At 64.6% G+C, this 18182-nt stretch carries 15 protein-coding genes; 6 read left to right on the forward strand and 9 right to left on the reverse strand.

Going from position 1 to position 18182, the window contains the following annotated elements; translation table 11 throughout:
- Nucleotides 1–391: 391 nt before the first annotated feature.
- Complete coding sequence (locus tag AB3147_RS00695) at nt 392–1030, reverse strand: hypothetical protein (RefSeq protein WP_175123941.1); 639 nt, start codon at nt 1028–1030, stop codon at nt 392–394.
- Here AB3147_RS00695 and rpoN point away from each other — a divergent pair.
- Both rpoN and AB3147_RS00705 read left to right on the forward strand, forming a co-directional pair.
- Nucleotides 1029–2480: an RNA polymerase factor sigma-54 gene (gene rpoN, locus AB3147_RS00700; RefSeq protein WP_367351224.1), complete on the forward strand. Its 1452-nt coding sequence runs from the start codon at nt 1029–1031 to the stop codon at nt 2478–2480. The genes AB3147_RS00695 and rpoN overlap by 2 nt on opposite strands.
- 121 nt (nt 2481–2601) lie before the next feature.
- Complete coding sequence (locus AB3147_RS00705) at nt 2602–2880, forward strand: (2Fe-2S)-binding protein (RefSeq protein ID WP_056327752.1); 279 nt, start codon at nt 2602–2604, stop codon at nt 2878–2880.
- A 29-nt stretch (nt 2881–2909) separates the two neighbouring features.
- Here the strand turns inward: AB3147_RS00705 and AB3147_RS00710 are convergent, their stop codons facing one another.
- Nucleotides 2910–3773, reverse strand: a complete 864-nt coding sequence (locus AB3147_RS00710) for a LysR substrate-binding domain-containing protein (protein WP_367353504.1) — start codon at nt 3771–3773, stop codon at nt 2910–2912.
- Between the two features lie 134 nt (nt 3774–3907).
- On the opposite strand from AB3147_RS00710, the gene AB3147_RS00715 reads away from it, so the two are divergent.
- Together AB3147_RS00715 and bfr are read left to right on the forward strand one after the other, a co-directional pair.
- Complete coding sequence (locus AB3147_RS00715) at nt 3908–4819, forward strand: DMT family transporter (protein WP_175123939.1); 912 nt, start codon at nt 3908–3910, stop codon at nt 4817–4819.
- 376 nt (nt 4820–5195) lie between these two features.
- Entirely contained in the window at nt 5196–5672 is a 477-nt protein-coding gene (bfr, locus tag AB3147_RS00720; protein ID WP_056327755.1) for a bacterioferritin, read from the forward strand.
- Nucleotides 5673–5735: 63 nt separating this feature from the next.
- On the opposite strand, the gene AB3147_RS00725 is transcribed toward bfr, so the two are convergent.
- The 5 genes from AB3147_RS00725 to AB3147_RS00745 all read right to left on the reverse strand — a co-directional run bounded on the left by AB3147_RS00725 (nt 5736) and on the right by AB3147_RS00745 (nt 11847).
- Nucleotides 5736–7081, reverse strand: a protein-coding gene (locus AB3147_RS00725) for an IS3 family transposase (RefSeq protein WP_370632974.1) whose coding sequence is annotated in 2 segments (ribosomal slippage) — nt 5736–6614 and nt 6617–7081 — 1344 coding nt in all. Because the reading frame shifts where the segments join, the coding sequence is not laid out codon by codon here.
- A gap of 122 nt (nt 7082–7203) precedes the next feature.
- The gene (locus AB3147_RS00730) at nt 7204–7878 is read right to left on the reverse strand and encodes a hypothetical protein (protein WP_056565702.1); all 675 of its coding nucleotides are present in this window, start codon (nt 7876–7878) and stop codon (nt 7204–7206) included.
- 37 nt (nt 7879–7915) lie between these two features.
- Nucleotides 7916–9523, reverse strand: a complete 1608-nt coding sequence (locus AB3147_RS00735; protein WP_056565700.1) for a peptide chain release factor 3 — start codon at nt 9521–9523, stop codon at nt 7916–7918.
- Between the two features lie 110 nt (nt 9524–9633).
- Nucleotides 9634–10263: a LysE family translocator gene (locus tag AB3147_RS00740; protein WP_175123938.1), complete on the reverse strand. Its 630-nt coding sequence runs from the start codon at nt 10261–10263 to the stop codon at nt 9634–9636.
- 45 nt (nt 10264–10308) lie between these two features.
- The gene (locus tag AB3147_RS00745) at nt 10309–11847 is read right to left on the reverse strand and encodes a DEAD/DEAH box helicase (RefSeq protein ID WP_191576253.1); all 1539 of its coding nucleotides are present in this window, start codon (nt 11845–11847) and stop codon (nt 10309–10311) included.
- Between the two features lie 304 nt (nt 11848–12151).
- On the opposite strand from AB3147_RS00745, the gene AB3147_RS00750 reads away from it, so the two are divergent.
- Together AB3147_RS00750 and AB3147_RS00755 are read left to right on the forward strand one after the other, a co-directional pair.
- On the forward strand, nt 12152–13624 hold the full coding sequence (locus AB3147_RS00750; protein WP_367351225.1) for a YdgA family protein: 1473 nt from the start codon (nt 12152–12154) through the stop codon (nt 13622–13624).
- Between the two features lie 133 nt (nt 13625–13757).
- Complete coding sequence (locus AB3147_RS00755) at nt 13758–15209, forward strand: YdgA family protein (protein ID WP_367351226.1); 1452 nt, start codon at nt 13758–13760, stop codon at nt 15207–15209.
- 3 nt (nt 15210–15212) lie between these two features.
- On the opposite strand, the gene AB3147_RS00760 is transcribed toward AB3147_RS00755, so the two are convergent.
- Nucleotides 15213–16421: a metal-dependent hydrolase family protein gene (locus tag AB3147_RS00760; RefSeq protein WP_367351227.1), complete on the reverse strand. Its 1209-nt coding sequence runs from the start codon at nt 16419–16421 to the stop codon at nt 15213–15215.
- Nucleotides 16422–16448: 27 nt separating this feature from the next.
- Complete coding sequence (locus AB3147_RS00765) at nt 16449–18176, reverse strand: ABC transporter ATP-binding protein (RefSeq protein WP_175137045.1); 1728 nt, start codon at nt 18174–18176, stop codon at nt 16449–16451.
- Between the last annotated feature and the right edge of the window lie 6 nt (nt 18177–18182).

Consider the following 18182-nt stretch of genomic DNA (forward strand, 5'->3'; position numbering starts at 1 on the left):
CATCGCAACCGGATGACGGTCTTGTGCCAGGGTTTGCCGGGATGGCCGGCAGGATTCAGAGATAAAAGGGGGAAATCGCGTGTGGCAAACGTGGCTGCCGAGCTACCACGGGGACACTAGGCCCGGCAACCGATCGGTAGCAATAGCGATAGCGCGATGAAGGAGGATTGAACGCGCAGGCCGGCGACCGGAGCGGCGGAGCGTCCGGTGGCAATCGCGAGGGGGGTGCGGTAAGCGGCCATGGGGTGCTAGTCAAACATACTTTTTCGGGAAGCGCAAACGGAAAGAGCAAGGGACGGATCAGACCGTGGTCTTTTCCGAAGGCTGACGAATGGGCCTTTGGAAACAGAAAGGCCGCCTTGCGGCGGCCTTTTGGCAGTCTGGATGCGGCCTAGCGGGCCGGGCCGATGCGGGGTTCGACATAGCGCGGTTCGCGCGGCGCGTCGCGGCGGACGTCGTCACGCCGGCCGTCGTCGCGCGGATCGCGGCCGGGGCGGTTGGCGCCCGCTTCCAGGATCCGGGCCTGCTCGGCCACCATGTCGATCTTGCCAATGCGGTTGTGGCGCAATTCCGACAGCGAGCGGCGCAGGTCGCCGACGGTGAAGGGTTCCTGCCGGTCGCCCCAGGTCCAGCGCAGCACGCCTAGCGATTCTTCAGACAGATTGGGCGCCAGTTCGGCCAGCGTATCCGTGCCGACCGGCGTCGCGGCGCCCGAGGCCAGGCTGGCGTAGAACCAGGCGCGCACCGAAAAGAAGACGATCAGGGTCCAGATGCCGGCAACCACCCACCAGAGGTAGGGATTGATCCGCTGCGCCATGTCCTGGGTGGGCTGGCCTAGCGTGTGCAGGAAGTCGTAGTTCATGCGCTTGCCGAAATCGAGTATCCAGGAGGCAACCAGATACCAGACAACGATCGCGACAGCGATGACGATCGCGCGCAAAACGAGTCGGGGAAGCGCCAGTTTGAGCAGGGTCTGGCCGATCAGTCGGCAGTCCTGGCGAACGCTTGCGGGCGAAGTCAGATTCATCATGCAAAATATTGTACCTATGACCCGTCCAATTTTAGAACTGCGGCCTGGCCAGCACCTGACGCTGACCCCACAACTTCAGCAATCGATCCGGTTGTTGCAGCTGTCGACGCTCGACCTTGAAGCGGAAATCTCGCAAGTGCTGGCCGAAAATCCCCTGCTGGACCGGGAGGACGAGCCGTCGTCACCCGAGGCGGAGTCGCGGGCAGAGTCCGAACGCGAGTCCTCGGTGCAGGACGACGAGCCGGCGGCCGAGCGCGATACGCCCATCGACGAGATGCCGGGTTCGGGTGGCGTGTACCCCGATGACGACGCCAGCCTGCCCGAGGCGGCGCGTCCGGACACCTTGCGCGAGCATCTGCTGGGCCAGCTTGCCCTGACCCGGGCGGCGCCGCGCGATGCCGCGCTGGCGTCCCTGCTGATCGACGAACTGGACGAAAACGGATACCTCGGATCGCCGCTGGACGAGATTCTTAGTTGGCTCCCGGCAGAAATGGAGCCGGACATGGACGAGCTGCGCGCGGCGCTGTCGCTGCTGCAGTCGTTCGATCCCGTGGGGATCGGCGCGCGCGACATGGCCGAGTGCCTGCACCTGCAGTTGCGCAATCCCGACCTCGGCCGGCTGCCCGAGGCGGCCGATCCCGCCGTGCTGGCCTGTGCGCGGCGGATCTGCGCCGAACACCTGCCGCTGCTGGCAACCGGCAACGCCGCGCGCGTATGTGCGGCGCTGGGTTGCGACGAACCCACGTTCCGCGCGGCGCATGCGTTGATCCTGCGCCTGGAGCCCCGCCCCGGACGGGCGTGGACTGTGCCGGCGGCCGAATATGCGGTGCCGGACGTCATTGTGCGCAAGACGCGGCGCGGCTGGCAGGCCACGCTCAACAGCGCCGCGGTGCCGCGCTTGCAGATCAATGGCCTGTATGCGCAGATGCTGGGCAACCAGAAGGAATCCGCGCACGCCGGGCTGCAGGCGCAATTGCAGCAGGCCAAATGGATGATCCGGAACGTGGAGCAGCGTTTCGACACCATCCTGCGCGTCTCGCAGGCCATCGTCGAACGCCAGACCGCATTCTTCAGCCAGGGCCCGGCGGCCATGCGCCCGCTGATCCTGAAAGACATCGCCGGCGAACTCGGTCTTCACGAATCGACCATTTCGCGCGCCACGACGCAGAAGTACATGCTCACTCCGTTCGGCACGTTGGAGCTCAAGCGCTTCTTCGGCACGGGCGTTTCGACCGAAGGCGGCGACGCCACGTCGGCGACCGCGGTGCAGACCTACATCCGCCAGATGGTGGCCGACGAGAATCGCGCCAAGCCGTTGTCGGACAGCCAGATCATGCAAAAACTGGCCGATCAGGGGATAGTGATCGCCCGCCGGACGGTGGCAAAGTACCGCGAAGCGCTGCGGATTGCCCCGGCCGCGCTGCGCAAGGCGCAAGCCGCGGCGCGTTGAAATAAGGGACAAGCTTCGGCAAAATTGTCCCTATTTTCAATGGCTTGCGTGACACTTCGGTTGCAAAATTATTTGCGCACAGGGCTTGCCAGGGCCTAAATAATTTTCGATAATCATTCGCATGTACATTTGCGTATGTAATGCCATCACCGAACGCCAAGTCCGCGCCAGCGTGGACGCGGGCGCGACGACGCTTTCCGACCTGCAGTTCGAGCTGGGCGTGGCCACGTGCTGCGGCTGCTGCGCGGCAACCGCCGCCGAATACCTGCCGGGCGGCCGCTGCTCCAGCGTGTGCGACGTGCGCTCCATCGCAGTTCCGGTCAATGCTCCCGCCCTCGTTGAATCGGACACGCCGGCTGCCAACAGCAGCTTCCCGATTCCGCTGGTCGCCATCGCCTGAGCATTGGTGTCAATTCCGGCTCGCTGCCTTCATGCGGCGAGCCGCGTCATTTCCTTCTCGCAAAATTCCCTGATATCCATCGCCAGTTGACGTGCCGCTTCGCGCGCGTTGCCGGCCACGCATAGCGCCAATTCGGACGGCGGGACGGCGGGCAGGCCCACGTCCAGGATCCTGTGCCCGGCCGCGATGCAGCGGCGTTCCAGCAGCGCGATTCCCAGCCCGCCCGCCAGCGCGGCCTGCACGCCCGACAGGTTCGGGCTTTCGTAGGCGATGCGCCAGCGGCGTCCGGCGGCCTCCAGCGCATGGATGGCGCGGTTGCGGTAGATGCAGCCCTGCGGAAACGCCACTAGCGGCACGGGCGCCTCCGGCGTCAGCGGCGCCTGCATTGACGCGCTGCCGATCCAGTGCAGCCGCTCGGGCCACGCGGCCAGCGCCGTGCCCGCGCCGGGCTCGCGCTTGAGCAGCGCCACGTCCAGATCCCCCCGCTCCAGGCTTCGCGTCAGGACCGCCGTCAGGTCACAACGCACCGACAGCTGCACCGCGGGCCTCGTTCTGGCGAAGGCGGCGACGACGGCAGTCAGCGCGTCCACCGCAAAGTCGTCCGGAATGCCCAGGCGGATCACGTCCACGCGCTTGCGGCCGCTGACGGCCTCACGGACCTCGGTGGATAACGCCAGCATCCGCCGCGCATAGCCCAGAAGGCGTTCGCCTTCTTCGGTTAGCTGGACCTGCCGGCCTTCGCGCAGGAAGAGCGGGCATTCCAGCGTCTCTTCCAGCTTGCGGATCTGTTGGCTGACGGTGGACTGGCTGCGGTGCACGCGTTCGCCCGCGGCGGTGAAGCCGCCAGCGTCCACGACCGAGACAAAGCTGTGCAGGAGATCGAGATCGAGCATGACGGCGCCTTCAAGCATTCGAATTTCAAATACTTTCGATCCGAATAAAGAGTTTGTCAATGGATGGCCCGGCGCGCAGAATGCCTCCCATCCCGCCGCGCATGCGGTTGCAGATCTACGAAGCCGGATCAACCATGAAGGCCCTTTCGACCCCTGCCCCTGCCTTGCCCGCATCCGACAGCCCGGGCATCAGCCTCCTGCCGATCGCCGCGTTCTGCTTTCTATGGAGTTCGGCGTTTGCCGCAGCCAAGATCGCCGTGCGCGACTGTCCGCCGCTGACCCTGCTGACGATCCGGTTCCTGATCGCGGGCGCGTTGATGCTGGGCCTGGCGGCGGCCAGCGGTCGCTGGAAGCTGCCCTCGGGCCGCGACCTGGCCGCGCTGGTTCTGCTGGGGGCGCTCAACAACGCGCTGTACCTGGGCTTGAGCTGGTCGGGTATGACCACCGTGTCGTCCGCGTTCACCGCCGTGCTCATCAGCACCAACCCGCTGCTCATCGGCGTGCTGGCGGGTCCGTTGCTGGGTGAGCGGCTGAGCTGGCGCAAACTGCTGGGGCTGTGCCTGGGGTTGGCGGGCGTGGCGCTGGTGTTGCGATCGCGGTTGACCGGCATGCAGGAAGACCTGCACGGCACGCTGCTTGTGACCGGGGGCCTGATTGCGTTGGTGGCCGGCACCCTGCTCTACAAGATGCTCAAGCCCACCTCCGGTCTGTGGACGTCGACGGGCATCCAGTCGCTGGCAGGCGCCGCGGCATTGCTGCCGTTCGCCCTGGCCACGGAAAACCTCGGCGATGCGCGTCTGACGTCCAGCCTGATCTGGAGCATGGCCTACATGATCGTCGCGGTGTCGATGGGCGGTTATTACCTGTGGTTCATGATTCTGGGCCGCGCCAGCGCCACCTCGGCCAGCGCACTGCATTTTCTGATGCCGCCGCTGGGCCTGTTGTTCGGTTGGGTGGTGCTTCGTGAGCCCGTCTCGTGGCTGGACCTGCTGGGCATCGTGCCCATCGCATTCGGCATCTGGCTTGCGACGCGGCGCACCGCGTGAATTGAGGACGGTCAACGCGGCCTGATCCGGTTGCTGATATGCAACGAGCCGGCGTGACGCGTTGGCAGCGCAGATTGACGCGGCGCAGGGGCCGCCGCGCAACATATATGGGGACAATCGCGAAGCCATTTCAGCGCGCCCCGCGTCTGCAGCCCGCGCCGTTGCGTCGCCACGCATGCAAGGCCTCAGACACACATACTCATTCTCATTAGCTTGTCGCTTTCTTGTTGCGCTCCTAAAGCCGTTTACCAAATGCAGAGCAAGGCTAGGCGCGGCCCTGCGGCCAATGGTAGTCTGCATGGGTTGCGTACGCGCGGCATCGTGCGCTCCTTTGTCGCGATGCGCTCGCGTCGCGCCTGACTGCAAGGAGTCCATCATGAAAGGCGACAAAACCGTCATCCAGTTTCTCAACAAGCAACTGACCAACGAACTGACGGCCATCAACCAATATTTCCTGCATGCCCGCATGCTGAACCATTGGGGCTTCGACAAGCTGGGCAAGCACGAGTACGAAGAATCCATCGGCGAAATGAAGCATGCCGATCGTCTGATCGCCCGCATCTTCATGCTGGACGGCCTGCCCAATCTGCAAGACCTGCACAAGCTGCTGATCGGCGAAGACGTGCCGGAACTGCTGGCCTGTGATCTGAAGCTGGAAACGGCCGCTCAGGCGACCGTCAAGGAAGCCATTGCGTATTGCGAATCGGTGCGGGACTACGTGTCGCGCGATCTGTTCCAGGACATCCTGGACGACACCGAAGAGCACATCGACTATCTGGAAACCCAGATCGACCTGATCGACAAGGTCGGCATCCAGAACTACCTGCAAAGCCAGATGTCCGTGCCTGAATAAGGCTGCTGGCAGCAAAAGAAATGGCGCCCCGCGTGAACTGACCCCCAGAAGTTGGACGGTCAGCTAGAGCCGGAAGGCCTGAGCTCGGTATTGCACCGGGCTCAGGCCTTTTAGCTTGAGCTTGATGCGATCGTGATTGTAGTAACGGATGTACTGCCGGATGCCGGCCTGCAATTGCTCGACGCTCTCGAAGCGGTTCAGATGGAAGAACTCGGCCTTGAGCGTGCCGAAGAAGCTTTCCATGGCGGCGTTGTCCAGGCAGTTGCCCTTGCGTGACATGCTCTGCGTGATTGATCGATCCGCCAGCATCCGACGGTAGTTTGGCTGCTGGTATTGCCACCCTTGGTCGGAGTGCAGGACAGGCCTTTCTTCGGGCAGTAGCCGCGCCAGCGCCTTCTTCAACATGCCGCCCACCAGTTTGAACACCGGCCGGCGGTTGGTCTCGTAAGCGACGATCTCGCCGTTGTACAGGTCCATCACCGGCGACAGGTATAGCTTCTCGCCGCGCACGTTGAACTCGGTCACGTCGGTGACCCACTTCTCGTTGGGACGCGCCGCCTCGAAGTCGCGTGCCAACACGTTGGCCGCCACGTGGTGCGACTGGCCCCGGTAGGATCGGTACTTTTTGGCGCGCACGAGCGACTTCAGCCCCAGCGCCTGCATCAGTTTCTGCACCGTCTTGTGATTCACCTGTTCACCGGCCTGGCGCAAGACCGCCGTGATCCGGCGGTAGCCGTAGCGGCCTTTGTGGCGTGCGAAGACCGCGCCGATGCGCTGCTTGAGCTCGGCGTACGGATCCACGGCTCCCAACGCCTTCAGGTGGTAATAGAACGTGCTACGCGATAGCTTGGCTACGCGTAGCAGTAGTGCCAGCGGATGCTTGGGCCTTAATCCTTGAACCACTTGCGCTTTCCAACCAGCGCCCGGGTCTTCTCCGCTTCGATCAAGGCCTTCATTTTTTTTAGGTAGTCATTCTCCGCGCGCAGATAAGCCAGCTCTTGCTCGAGTTCTTCCTTGGTCATGTCCTTAGACACGGGTTCTGGGGGATATTTATGCGGCATGCTCGCTCCTCGACGCTTGCGCGCCAGCGCCTCTATACCCCCAGCATCATACTGGGCGCGCCATTTCGTGATGTGCCCTGTATGGCGAATCCCCAGCAACACCGCCGCCTGCGTGTCCGATAGACCTTCGCGTCGAATCTTGATCAGCACCGATTGTTTGAACGCCGCACTGTACGAGCCAGATTGCCTGCGCAACCCGTCAACGCCGTGCGCTCGAAAGCTCTCGACCCACCGCCGCACCATTGAGTGCGGCACATCGTGTTGGCGCGCCACCGACTTAAAGCCGTCTGTGCCCTGCAGGTATGCCTGCACCACCTTGATCTTGAACTGCTCTTCGTACTTCGCCATGCAAAAACCCCCGAAGGTTGGATTTCGTCCAACTTTCGGGGGTCAGTTCACGCGGGGCGCCATTTTTCTTGCCGTGAAACTGCGTGTGAAGTTGTCGAGGTGACGTCTTTATGGCAGACGTCTTACTGCGGACGGGCCGGGCATTCGGCCATCGTGCCCCAGGCGCGGTTCGGCGCGCAGTACTTGTTGCGCGCGTTCCAGGAACATGAGGGGCGTTCGAAGAAGCCTTGCGTAGCGCATTGGGCCAGTTCACGCCGCAGCGCGTCCTGCCAGCCTTGCGCGCCGGCTGCCGGCGCCGTGTTGGGCGGCGGCGGGGGCGCCTGCACCATCTGCGGCGTGCCGTAGCTGCCGCCAGCGGCTACGCCACCGTTGATGGCGGTTGACGTGCCGGGCACCAGCAGGTCCATCGTGCTGACGTCGGAATTGCCCGACGGCAGCGGCACCTGAGACGAGGCGGCGATTTCGCGGGCCTGTTCGGGGCTGATGCGTTCACGCGAGATCTGGACGGCGGGATCGCTGACAGTGTCGAACAGCGACACCGTGTTGACCTGCCATTCGCGATCGGACGGCTTGTCGGGCACGCCCAACGTGCCGTCGATGCGCGGCTGCGGCGGCTGCGCCACGTACGGACGGCCATTGGCGTCCAGCACGGGCTGCTGGGACGCGGCTGCGTCCTGCCCAGGAGCGGGCGCGGCCGCCGGCGCATGCGCCACCAGCCAGTCACCCAGTTGAATTCCGCCCCATGCCGACGCGCCGAGCGCGATAAGGAGCGTTGCGAATAAAAAACGCCAAGACATTGCTACCCTCAATCTGCCGTGCGGAACCCGAACGGGTCTACGCCTTGTCTCCGAAAACCTTGCCGCCGTGCTCCCGCATGGCGTGGAATTTCACATCGGGATACAGTTCCTCGGCGACGCGCAACTGCGCGGGAGAACCGATCAAAAACGCCGCAGCATCGACGACATCATAGGCGATATGGGCGGCATTGGCATCCATGAACTTGCGCAGCGCCTTGGGGTTTTCAGACGTAATCCAACGTGCCATTGTGTAGCGCGAAGGCAGCATCCGGGCATCCACGCCGTACTCCGTCTTCAGGCGGTGCGCGACCACTTCGAACTGCAGTTGGCCGACCGCGCCCAGCAGCAGCGAGCCGCCGGCGACCTCGGGACGGAACACCTGAATGGCCCCTTCCTCGCCCAATTGGGTGAGGCCGGTGCGCAATTGCTTCGTGCGCAGCGGGTCTTTCACTTCGACCGCCTGGAACAGTTCCGGCGCGAAGAACGGCAGGCCCGTGAACTGCAGCGTCTCGCCTTCGGTCAGCACGTCGCCCAGTTGCAGCACGCCGTGGTTCGGAATGCCGATGACGTCGCCCGCATAGGCTTCGTCCAGCAGTTCGCGGCGTTGCGACAGGAAGGACACCACGTTGTTGGGGCGCATTTCCTTGTTGGTGCGCGCGACCTTCAGGCGCATGCCGCGCTCAAAGCGGCCGGAGCTCACGCGCACGAAGGCGACGCGGTCGCGGTGGGCGGGGTCCATGTTGGCCTGCACTTTGAACACCACGCCGGTGAACTTGGGCTCTTCGGGCTTCACCTCGCGTTGCAGCGCCATGCGTGCGCCCGGGGGCGGCGCCTGATCGACCAGGGCGTCCAGCACTTCCTGCACGCCGAAGTTGTTGATGGCCGAACCAAAGAACACGGGCGTCTGCTTGCCGGCCAGGAACTGGTCGCGGTCGAAGGCGGGCGCCGCCTCGTTGATGAGCTCGATCTCGCCGCTGGCCTGGTCGAACGCCCCGCCGAAGCGCTTGGCGATCTCGGGATTGGTCAGGCCTTCGATGAAGTCGTCGTTGTCGGAACGGCGCTCCTGGCCGGGACGGAACACGCGCATGCGGTCGCGGCGGATGTCGAACACGCCGCCGAACGACTTGCCCATGCCCACCGGCCACGAGAACGGCACGGCGTCCATGCCCAGGTGGCCTTCGATTTCGGACAGCAGTTCCAGCGGCTCGCGCACTTCGCGGTCCATCTTGTTGATGAACGTGATGATTGGCGTGTTGCGCGCGCGGCAGACCTGCAGCAGGCGGATGGTCTGCGGCTCGACGCCGTTGGCCGCGTCGATCACCATCAGCGCGGCGTCCACCGCCGTCAGCACGCGATACGTGTCCTCGGAGAAGTCCTGGTGGCCCGGGGTGTCGAGCAGGTTGATGACGCAGTCGCGGTACTCCATCTGCATCACCGAGGACGCCACGGAAATGCCGCGCTGCTTTTCGATTTCCATCCAGTCGGACGAGGCATGGCGCGACGCCTTGCGCGCCTTGACGCTGCCGGCGATCTGAATGGCGCCTGCGAACAGCAGCAGTTTTTCCGTCAGCGTGGTCTTGCCCGCGTCAGGGTGGGAAATGATGGCGAACGTACGGCGCCGTGCGACTTCGTTGGAAATGCTCATGATCGGAGGATTCTACTTAACGCCGCTTTTCAGGCCGGTGCGGTCCGGTGTCATGCACGAAAACATGTGGGGCACGCGCCATTGCCGGCCCGTGCCCCACGCTTTTAATTTCAGTTGTGGCGGCGGAAGGTTGCCAGGAACACGCCTGCCAGGATGAAGAGCGACCCGAAGGTGCGGTTCATCCAGCGGATGTGCTTGGCGTCGCGCAAGAGGCGCAATACGCGCGCCGCCAGCAGCGTGTACACGCCCATCGCCACCAGGTCGGTAAACGCCAGCGTGGCGGCCAAGGCCGCGTACTGCGGCGTCAGCGACAGCGCCGGATCCACGAACTGCGGCACCACGGCCAGCAGGAAGACGGTGCCCTTGGGGTTCATGGTGTTGATCAGGAACCCGCGCAGGACCAGGTCACGAATGGACGCCTGACGCGGATCGCCGGCATCCACCGCGACCGGCGCGGCATCCGTGCGGATCTGGCGCACGCCCAGGTAGATCAGGTAGGCAACGCCCAGGTACTTGACCACGTTGAACGCCATTTCCGACGTCGCCAGCACAGCGCCCAATCCCACGGCGACCACGACGAACTGGAACAGGATGCCCAGGATCAGGCCTGCCGTGTTCCAGTAGCCGCGCGCAAAGCCGTATTTCAGGCCGGACGACATGGCCGAGATGGCGCCGGCGCCCGGTGAGAACGAAATGGCCCAGGAGGCCAGGAAGAACGTCAACCAGGTGGATAAGGGCATGATGGCGCGGGTCCTTGGATCGCAGTGTCGGGGTTGCGGGAGATATTACTTGCTCAGCAACGCGGCACGCGGCGCGCCGCTCGGACGGCCTTGGCCGGCGCGTCCCTCGGCCGGGCGGCCCGAACCAGCATTGCCGGCCGGACGCGACGACCCTTCGGGACGGCGATTCTGTTGCGGACGGCCCTCGTTGCGGCCGGCGTGAGCCGGACGGTCGGCGGGCTTGCCATCGCGCGAACCGCCGTTGCCACGGCCTTCGCCGGCGCGGGCCGGTGCGGGGGCACGGCCGCCTGCCGCTGCGCGCGGCTGGCCTTGGGCAGGACGCGAGGAGCGGCCCGAGCCGCCGTTGCCGCCGCGGCCGCCATTACGGGGACCGCCGCGCATGCTGCGCGAGTCTTCGTCGCGTTCCTGGCGTTCGAAGGCGGCTGCGCTGGTGGCGGGCGGCGTCCAGCCTTCCACGGGCTTGCGTTCGATCGTCTTCTTGATGAGGCGCTCGATGTCCTTGAGCAGCTTGATTTCGCTGTTGTCGACCAGCGAGACCGCGGCGCCGGTGGCGCCCGCGCGGCCCGTGCGGCCGATGCGGTGGACGTAGTCTTCCGGCACGTTGGGCAGCTCGAAGTTCACGACCTGCGGCAACTGGTCGATGTCCAGGCCTCGGGCGGCGATGTCGGTGGCGACCAGCACGGTCACGCTGCTGTCCTTGAAGCCGGCCAGCGCGCGCGTGCGGGCCGATTGGCTCTTGTTCCCGTGGATGGCGGCGGCGGTCAGGCCGTCCTTCACGAGCTTTTCGGCCAGGCGGTTGGCGCCGTGCTTGGTGCGCGTGAAGACCAACACCTGGTGCCAGCCGCTTTCACGGATGATGTGGCTGATCAGGTCGCGCTTGTGGTGTTGCTCGACGATGTGCACCGTCTGCGTGACCAGCTCGGTGGCGGTGTTGCGCGGGGTGACCGAGACTTCGCCCGGATTGTTCAGCACGCCGCGCGCCAGGGTGCGGATCTCGTCGGAGAACGTGGCCGAGAACAGCAGGTTCTGACGTTGCTTGGGCAGCAGCGCGAGAATCTTGCGGATGTCGCGGATGAAGCCCATGTCCAGCATGCGGTCGGCTTCGTCCAGCACCAGGATTTCGACGCCGGACAGGTCGACCGTCTTCTGGCCGCAATGGTCCAGCAGGCGGCCGGGGGTGGCGACCAGGATGTCCAGCGGCTTGCGCAGCGCGGAGATCTGGGGGTTAATGTTGACGCCGCCGAACATCACCATGGACGTCAGCGAGGTGTACTTGCCATAGGTTTGCACCGATTCGGCGACCTGCGCGGTCAGTTCACGCGTCGGGGTCAGGATCAGGCAACGGGGGCGGCCGGGCTTGCGGGCCTCGGGCTTTTTCTGCGACAGCAGGTGCAGGATCGGCAGCGTGAAACCGGCGGTCTTGCCGGTGCCGGTCTGGGCGGCTGCAAGCAGGTCGCCGCCTTTCAGCACTTGGGGAATGGCCTGGGCTTGAATGGGCGTGGGCGCGGTGTAGCCGGTGTCGGCAATGGCACGCAACAGCGAATCAGCCAGCCCGAGGTCGGCGAAAGGGGAAGTGGTAGTCAAAACAGCTCCAGCGGCAGCCTGTCGCTCTATTTGAGAGACTCCAATCCAGGCGGTCGAATAAGGAGAAAAGGGGAAGCGCCCATCAGGGCGAAGCTTGGCGGCGAAGGGCCTAGCGGACGTGCGCAGATTGGCTTGGCGCACGGAACGGATTGTAGCTGATGTGGCGGCGCAGCAAGCGCTCAAAAGGTCTCTATAGAATCATTAAGCAATATTTTGAATTAAATTAGAACAAAATAAGTGTTTTCCCTAGTCGGCCCTCCCTATAATCCGTCGGCTTTCATCTATTCAAAATAAAAGGGATGCAATGAAGAAATCGGCATTGGTTGGCATCGTCGTCGCGCTGGGCGCGGTCTGGACCGGCACGGCTTGGTACACGGGCCAAAAGGCCGAAGCATTCGTCAAGCAGGCCATCGAGGACTCGAACGTCGAGCTCAAGAAGGTCGCCGACAAATGGGGCATCAATGCCGTCGCCGAGCTGGTCTCGTTCGACCGCGGCGTCTTCACCTCGACGTCCCGCTACCGCATCAAGTTCACCACGCCCGCCGCCGAAGGCAAGCCCGCGCAAGAGCGCGACGTGGTCTTCATCGAGCACCTGAGCCACGGCCCCCTGCCGTTCTCCAACCTGAAGTCGGGCAAGTTCATGCCGGCCATGGTGGCCAGCGACTTCGCGCTGGAAGAAAGCGAGACGGTCAAGGAGTGGTTCGCCGCCGCCAAGGGCGCGGTGCCGCTGTCGGGCCACTACAGCGTCAGCTACGGCAAGGACATCACCGGCACGTTCAACATGGCCCCGGTCGAAGTCGCCAAGGACACCACCAAGCTCGTGTTCTCGGGCATGAAGGGCGACTTCGATTACGCCACTTCCACCAAGCGCGGCATCTTCGACGTGGCCGTCGACAGCCTGGAGCTGTCGGGCCCGTCCGACAACAGCGACATCACCGCCATGGCGGTCAAGGGCATCACCCTGACCAGCGACCTGAAGCCGGCCGCCAATGAGATGTACGTGGGCAGCCAGAAGGTGACGCTCAAGGACTGGACGATCACGTCGCGCGAAAAGCCGCCCGTCCAGCTCAAGGACACGTCGATCGCCGTGGACATGACCGAGAACGGTGCGGCCATGGGCGCCAAGATGGCCGTCGACTTCGGCATGATCAACGTGCAGGCCAAGGACATGGCCGGCCTGAAGCTGGTCATCGACGCGCAGAACATGGACTCCAAGGCGCTGAAGTCGCTGAACGACATCTATGAGGCCGCCTCGCGCCGCATGCTGCAAAGCAAGGGCGAAGAGCAGACGCCGCAATTCACGGACGAAGAAAAGGCTGCGATCCAGACCAACGTCGAGCAACTGCTGGCCGGCAACCCGACGCTGGCCGTCGCGCCGCTTGAAGTGCGCACCGCTAACGGTACGTCGACGTTCAACCTGGACATGGCGCTGGTCAAGCCGGCCCAGCTGGAAGGCGACGCGTCCGACATGGCGGTGAAGGCCCTGAAGAAGCTGGATGCCAAGCTCGTGCTGTCCAAGGGCAACCTGGCGGACCTGATGGCCATCGAACCGCAAATGCGCGGTGTGGCGGCCGAACAGGCCGCGCAGACCGCCAAGGGCCAGGTTGAAATGGTCGGCACCATGGCCACGGCAATGGGTCTGGGCAAGATCGAAAACAACAACATCGTCTCGTACCTGAACTACGCCGACGGCCAGGTCGACTTCAACGGCAAGAAGATGCCGCTGCAGCAGTTCCTGATGATGGCGATGGGCGGCGTGCTGGGCGGCATGCGCTAAGCTGCCGCAACACGATTGGCACGCCGCGATTCTCTCGGCGTCGCCTGCGACGGGCTGTCCTTGCGACAGCCCGTTTTTCTTTATGATCGCCCCTTGCGGCAATCACGGCGTATCTCAAACGGACAGAGGCATCATGAACAAGCGGATCGTGGCGGTTGGCGTGGTGGTGGCGGTGGTGGCCGCGGCGTGGGTCGGCACCGCGTGGTACACCGGCAAGCAGATCGAAGCCCGGCTGGCGCAGGATGTGCAGGCGTTGAATGCAGAGGCGCAGCGCCTGAGTGCAAAGCTGGGCGTGCCCGTGACGCTCGAACTGCAATCGTTCGAACGCGGCGTGTTTTCGTCCGATGCGCGGTTCGGGGTGAAGGTCAACGTGCAGTCCGGACGCAAGCCGGCCGAAAAGACATTCGCGTTCACGAGCAAGATAGAGCACGGTCCGTTTCCCGCCTCTCGGCTTGCGTCTGGCGCTGTCGCGCCCGTGATGGCGGCGGGCCGGCTGCATATGACGGAGACGCCCGACGCAGCCGCCTGGTTCGCGGCCGCGGGTGGGTCGGCGCCGGTGACGGCGAACTTCCTGATCGCATATGACCGCGACTTCTCGGGCGATCTGGCGCTGGCGCCGGTGAAGTATGCCGACGCTCCGATCACGTTCGACTTCTCGGGCTTGCAGCTGCAGGTCAAACATGCCGGCGACGGCACGCACGACACGGTGTCACTCGCCGTCAACAAGGCCTCGCTGACCGAAGTGATCAGGGGCAATCCCAACACGCTGACCCTGGATGATCTGGCGGTGTCGCATGAATTGTCCGGCACCGCGGCGTCCTCCACGAGCAGCTCGACGCTGACGGTCAAGCAATGGGCGTCCGATATGGACAAGCTGCCGCTGGGCCTGAAGGACATTGCGCTGACGCTGGGTTCGGAAGGGACACCTGAGCGCATGGCCGGCAAAATGACGCTCGATGTCGGCAGCATCAGCGTGCGCCACTTGCATGTGGCCAAGCTGCGGATGGAGGCGGGCGGCAAGGATATGGACGTGGCGGCGCTCAAGGCGTTTCAGGACGCCACCACAAGCACGCCGTTGAACGCGAAAAAGGCCGATCCCCTTTCGGGTGAGGGGATGCTTGCCGCGTCGCAAATGTTGAAGTTTCTTCTGGCCCGTCCCAGCTTCACGCTGTCGACGCTGCAGGTCGATACGGCGCGTGGCACATCGACGCTCAGCCTGGATATCGGCCTGGATTCGCCGTCATTCTGGAAACACGACCCCATCGCCGTCGCCAAGGAAGTCGTGCGCAACCTGAGCGTGCGGCTGAAGCTGTCGCCGGAAAACCTGGCCGACGTGATCGCGGCGCGGGCGGAACTGAAGGGCGCCACGCGTGAGGCGGCCCGGTCGGCGGCCGAGCGGGAAGCCGCAGGGCTGCGCGGCCTGGTCGCCGCAACGACCTGGGCCCGTATCGAGGACGGCGTGATCCAGTTCGAGGCGGACTACCGCGATGGTCAAGTCGACATCAACGGCAAGCGCATCCCCGTCGAGATGTTCCTGGGCCAGATGTTCATGCGCAATTCGCCGGGCGCCGCGCCGGCGCCCTGAGGGTCAGAACGGCAAGGCCCCCGCCGCAAGTTCGCCGTTGCGCAGCACGGCGACGTGAAACCGCTTGTCCGCGGCCTTCATGACGTCTTCGGCGGGGTCGCCCTGCACCAGCAGCAGGTCGGCCACCTTGCCCTCTGCAATCACGCCGTGATCGGTCATGCCCATCAGGTCATGGCCGCGTGACGTGCCGGCGATCAACGCGTCCACCGGCGTCATGCCGAACTCCACCATGTAGGCCAGTTCCATGGCGTTCTCGCCGTGCAGGTTGAACGGCGTGCCCGCGTCGGTGCCCAGCGCGATGCGCCCGCCCGCCTTGTAGTACATCTGGAACGACTCGCGATGGCGCTGCTCCACCGCGCGGGCCTTTTCCACCGCGTAGGCGGGAATGCCGTTGTCGGCGTTGGCGATAATGTTGCGCACGGCGGCGATGGTCGGCACCAGATACGTCTCGGCTTCCAGCATTTCGCGCAGGCAGTCGTCGTCCATGAAGATGCCGTGCTCGATCGAATCGATGCCCGCGCGCACCGCGTTCAGGATGCCTTGCGTGCCCTGCGCATGGCTGGCGGTGCTTTTACGAAAGCGCTTGGCCTCGTGCACGCCCGCCTTCATTTCGTCGAAGCTGTAGTGCGCATCCATGGGGCTGACGCCCGGCGTCATGACGCCGCCGGTGGCCATGATCTTGACCAGGTCGCAGCCGGCGTGAACCTGTTCGCGCACGGCCTTGACCACTTCCTCGCATCCGTCGGCGACGCGGCCGATTCGGTTGCCGTGGCCGCCCGTCATGCAGATGATGCGGCCCGAGGCCTTGATGGTGGGGCCGGGGAACACGCCGCGCGCGATGGCGTCGCGCACGCCGAATTCCAGATAATCCTTGCCGCCGCAGTCGCGCAGCGCCGTGACGCCGCCGCGCAGGCTGGCCTGCGCGTTCTCCAGCGCGGTCAGCGTGATCTGCGCGGGGCCCTGCTTGCTCAATTGGGCGTTGGGGTCCGCGCCGCCGGTGTACACCAGATGCACGTGGCAATCCGCCAGGCTGGGCATGAGCGTCATGCGGGTGGTGTCGACCCTTGCACCCGCGTAGCCCGAGAACTCGCCCGCAGGCGCCACGCGGGCCACGCGTGCGCCCTCCACCAGCACGCCGTGGTTGGGAAGTGTCTTGCCCTCCCCGTCGAAAACCTTGCCGCCGATGAAGAGGGTTTGCCGTGACTCGCTCATGTCAGTGGACTCCATTGGCGCGCGGTCTCAACCCACCACGTCCAGCCCTTCGCGGGACATGGATTGCAGACGAGGCATCAAACCGAGCAGATGTTGGCTGTAGGGATGCTGCGGGTGTTCGAACAGGGTTTCGGTCTCAGCGACTTCCAGCAGTTCGCCGTGGCGCATCACGCCGACGCGATCGCACATCTGCCGGATCACCGGCAGGTCGTGGCTGATGAACAGCATGGTCAGGCCAAGCTCTTCCTGCAGGTCTTTCAGCAGGTTCAGGATCTGTGCCTGGATGGAGACGTCCAGCGCCGACGTGGGCTCGTCGCAGATCAGAAAACGCGGCCGCGTGGCCAGCGCCCGTGCGATGCAGATGCGCTGCCGCTGACCGCCGGAGAACTCGTGCGGAAAGCGTTCCGCGGCGCGGTCCGCGAGGCCTACCACGTCCAGCAGGTCGGCCACGATGCGGCGCGTCTCGGCTTCGCTGGCGGCAAGCTTGTGGAAGCGGATGGGCTCGGCCACGATGTCCAGCACGCGCATGCGCGGGTTCAGCGACGAGAACGGATCCTGGAAGATCATCTGGATCTGCCGCCGGAATGGATTGAGTTCCTTCTCGCCCTTGAGCGCCGTGAGATCGGTGCCGCCGAATGTGACCGAGCCTTCGCTGGGCGTGTACAGCCCCGATATCAGCCGCGCCACGGTCGACTTGCCCGAACCGGATTCGCCGACCAGACCGAAGACCTCGCCTTCGCCGATGGATAGATTCACGCGCTTGACCGCGTCCAGCGTGCGCTGGTTGCGCTTGAAGAAGGCGCTCTTGAGCACAAAGCGCATGGACAGGTCGCGCACCTGCACCAGCGGGCCTTCCGTTCGCTTGCCGAAGTCGCGGCGCTGGCCCAGCCAGTGCGTGGCCAGGTCCAGCGGCTGCGCAGGCGTGCGCACGGATTCGATATAGGTCACCAGCGGAAAGCGCTTGAGCTTGATGTCCGGACGCGGCACGGCCGAGATCAGGCTGCGCGTGTAGGCGTGGTCGGGGTCGCCAAGAATCTTGGCCGTGGGGCCCTGCTCGACCAGCTTGCCGCGATACAGCACCGCCACGCGGTCCGTCACATCCGCGATCACGCCCATGTCGTGCGTGATGATGATCATGCCGACCTGTTCTTCGCGGCACAGTTTCTTGAGCAGATCCAGGATCTGCGCCTGGATCGAAACGTCGAGCGCGGTGGTGGGTTCGTCGGCGATGATGACTTCAGGCTCGCAGCACAGCGCCAGCGCAATCACCACGCGTTGCCGCATGCCGCCGGAGAACTGGTGGGGATACTGCTGCACGCGCAGCTCGGGCTGGTCGATGCCGACCTGCGCCAGCAGCTGCACGGCCCGTTTCTTTGCGGCGTCGTGCGTCAGGTCCAGATGCACCTGCATCGTTTCCACCAGCTGGCTTTCGACGGTCTGCAGCGGGTCTAGCGAGGTCAACGGATCCTGGAAAATCATGCCGATGCGTCGGCCGCGCACTTTGCGTTTCTGTGCGGGCGTCAGCGTGTCGATGCGTTCGCCGTTCAGCAGCACCGATCCGCCCGCCAGCCGTCCCGGCGCTTCAAGCAGGCCAATGACCGCGTTGCCGATGGTGGACTTGCCCGCACCGGATTCGCCCACCACGCCCAGGATCTCCCCTTTTTCCAGCGACAGGGAAACGCCGTCCACTGCCACCAGCGTGCCGCGGCGGCTGGGGAATTCGATCCGGATGTCATCAATGTTCAGCAGGGCCATGGCGTC

Origin of the sequence: Achromobacter animicus (assembly GCF_040775605.1) — a bacterium.
Classification (GTDB): Bacteria; Pseudomonadota; Gammaproteobacteria; order Burkholderiales; family Burkholderiaceae_B; genus Achromobacter; species Achromobacter animicus.

Excerpts from the sequence above, each read along its gene's own strand:
- rpoN (WP_367351224.1), top strand. The coding sequence starts at position 1,029 with ATGCAAAATATTGTACCTATGACCCGTCCAATTTTAGAACTGCGGCCT.
- AB3147_RS00695 (WP_175123941.1), bottom strand. The coding sequence starts at position 1,030 with ATGATGAATCTGACTTCGCCCGCAAGCGTTCGCCAGGACTGCCGACTG.
- AB3147_RS00705 (WP_056327752.1), top strand. The coding sequence starts at position 2,602 with ATGTACATTTGCGTATGTAATGCCATCACCGAACGCCAAGTCCGCGCC.
- AB3147_RS00710 (WP_367353504.1), bottom strand. The coding sequence starts at position 3,773 with ATGCTCGATCTCGATCTCCTGCACAGCTTTGTCTCGGTCGTGGACGCT.
- AB3147_RS00715 (WP_175123939.1), top strand. The coding sequence starts at position 3,908 with ATGAAGGCCCTTTCGACCCCTGCCCCTGCCTTGCCCGCATCCGACAGC.
- bfr (WP_056327755.1), top strand. The coding sequence starts at position 5,196 with ATGAAAGGCGACAAAACCGTCATCCAGTTTCTCAACAAGCAACTGACC.
- AB3147_RS00730 (WP_056565702.1), bottom strand. The coding sequence starts at position 7,878 with ATGTCTTGGCGTTTTTTATTCGCAACGCTCCTTATCGCGCTCGGCGCG.
- AB3147_RS00735 (WP_056565700.1), bottom strand. The coding sequence starts at position 9,523 with ATGAGCATTTCCAACGAAGTCGCACGGCGCCGTACGTTCGCCATCATT.
- AB3147_RS00740 (WP_175123938.1), bottom strand. The coding sequence starts at position 10,263 with ATGCCCTTATCCACCTGGTTGACGTTCTTCCTGGCCTCCTGGGCCATT.
- AB3147_RS00750 (WP_367351225.1), top strand. The coding sequence starts at position 12,152 with ATGAAGAAATCGGCATTGGTTGGCATCGTCGTCGCGCTGGGCGCGGTC.
- AB3147_RS00755 (WP_367351226.1), top strand. The coding sequence starts at position 13,758 with ATGAACAAGCGGATCGTGGCGGTTGGCGTGGTGGTGGCGGTGGTGGCC.
- AB3147_RS00760 (WP_367351227.1), bottom strand. The coding sequence starts at position 16,421 with ATGAGCGAGTCACGGCAAACCCTCTTCATCGGCGGCAAGGTTTTCGAC.
- AB3147_RS00765 (WP_175137045.1), bottom strand. The coding sequence starts at position 18,176 with ATGGCCCTGCTGAACATTGATGACATCCGGATCGAATTCCCCAGCCGC.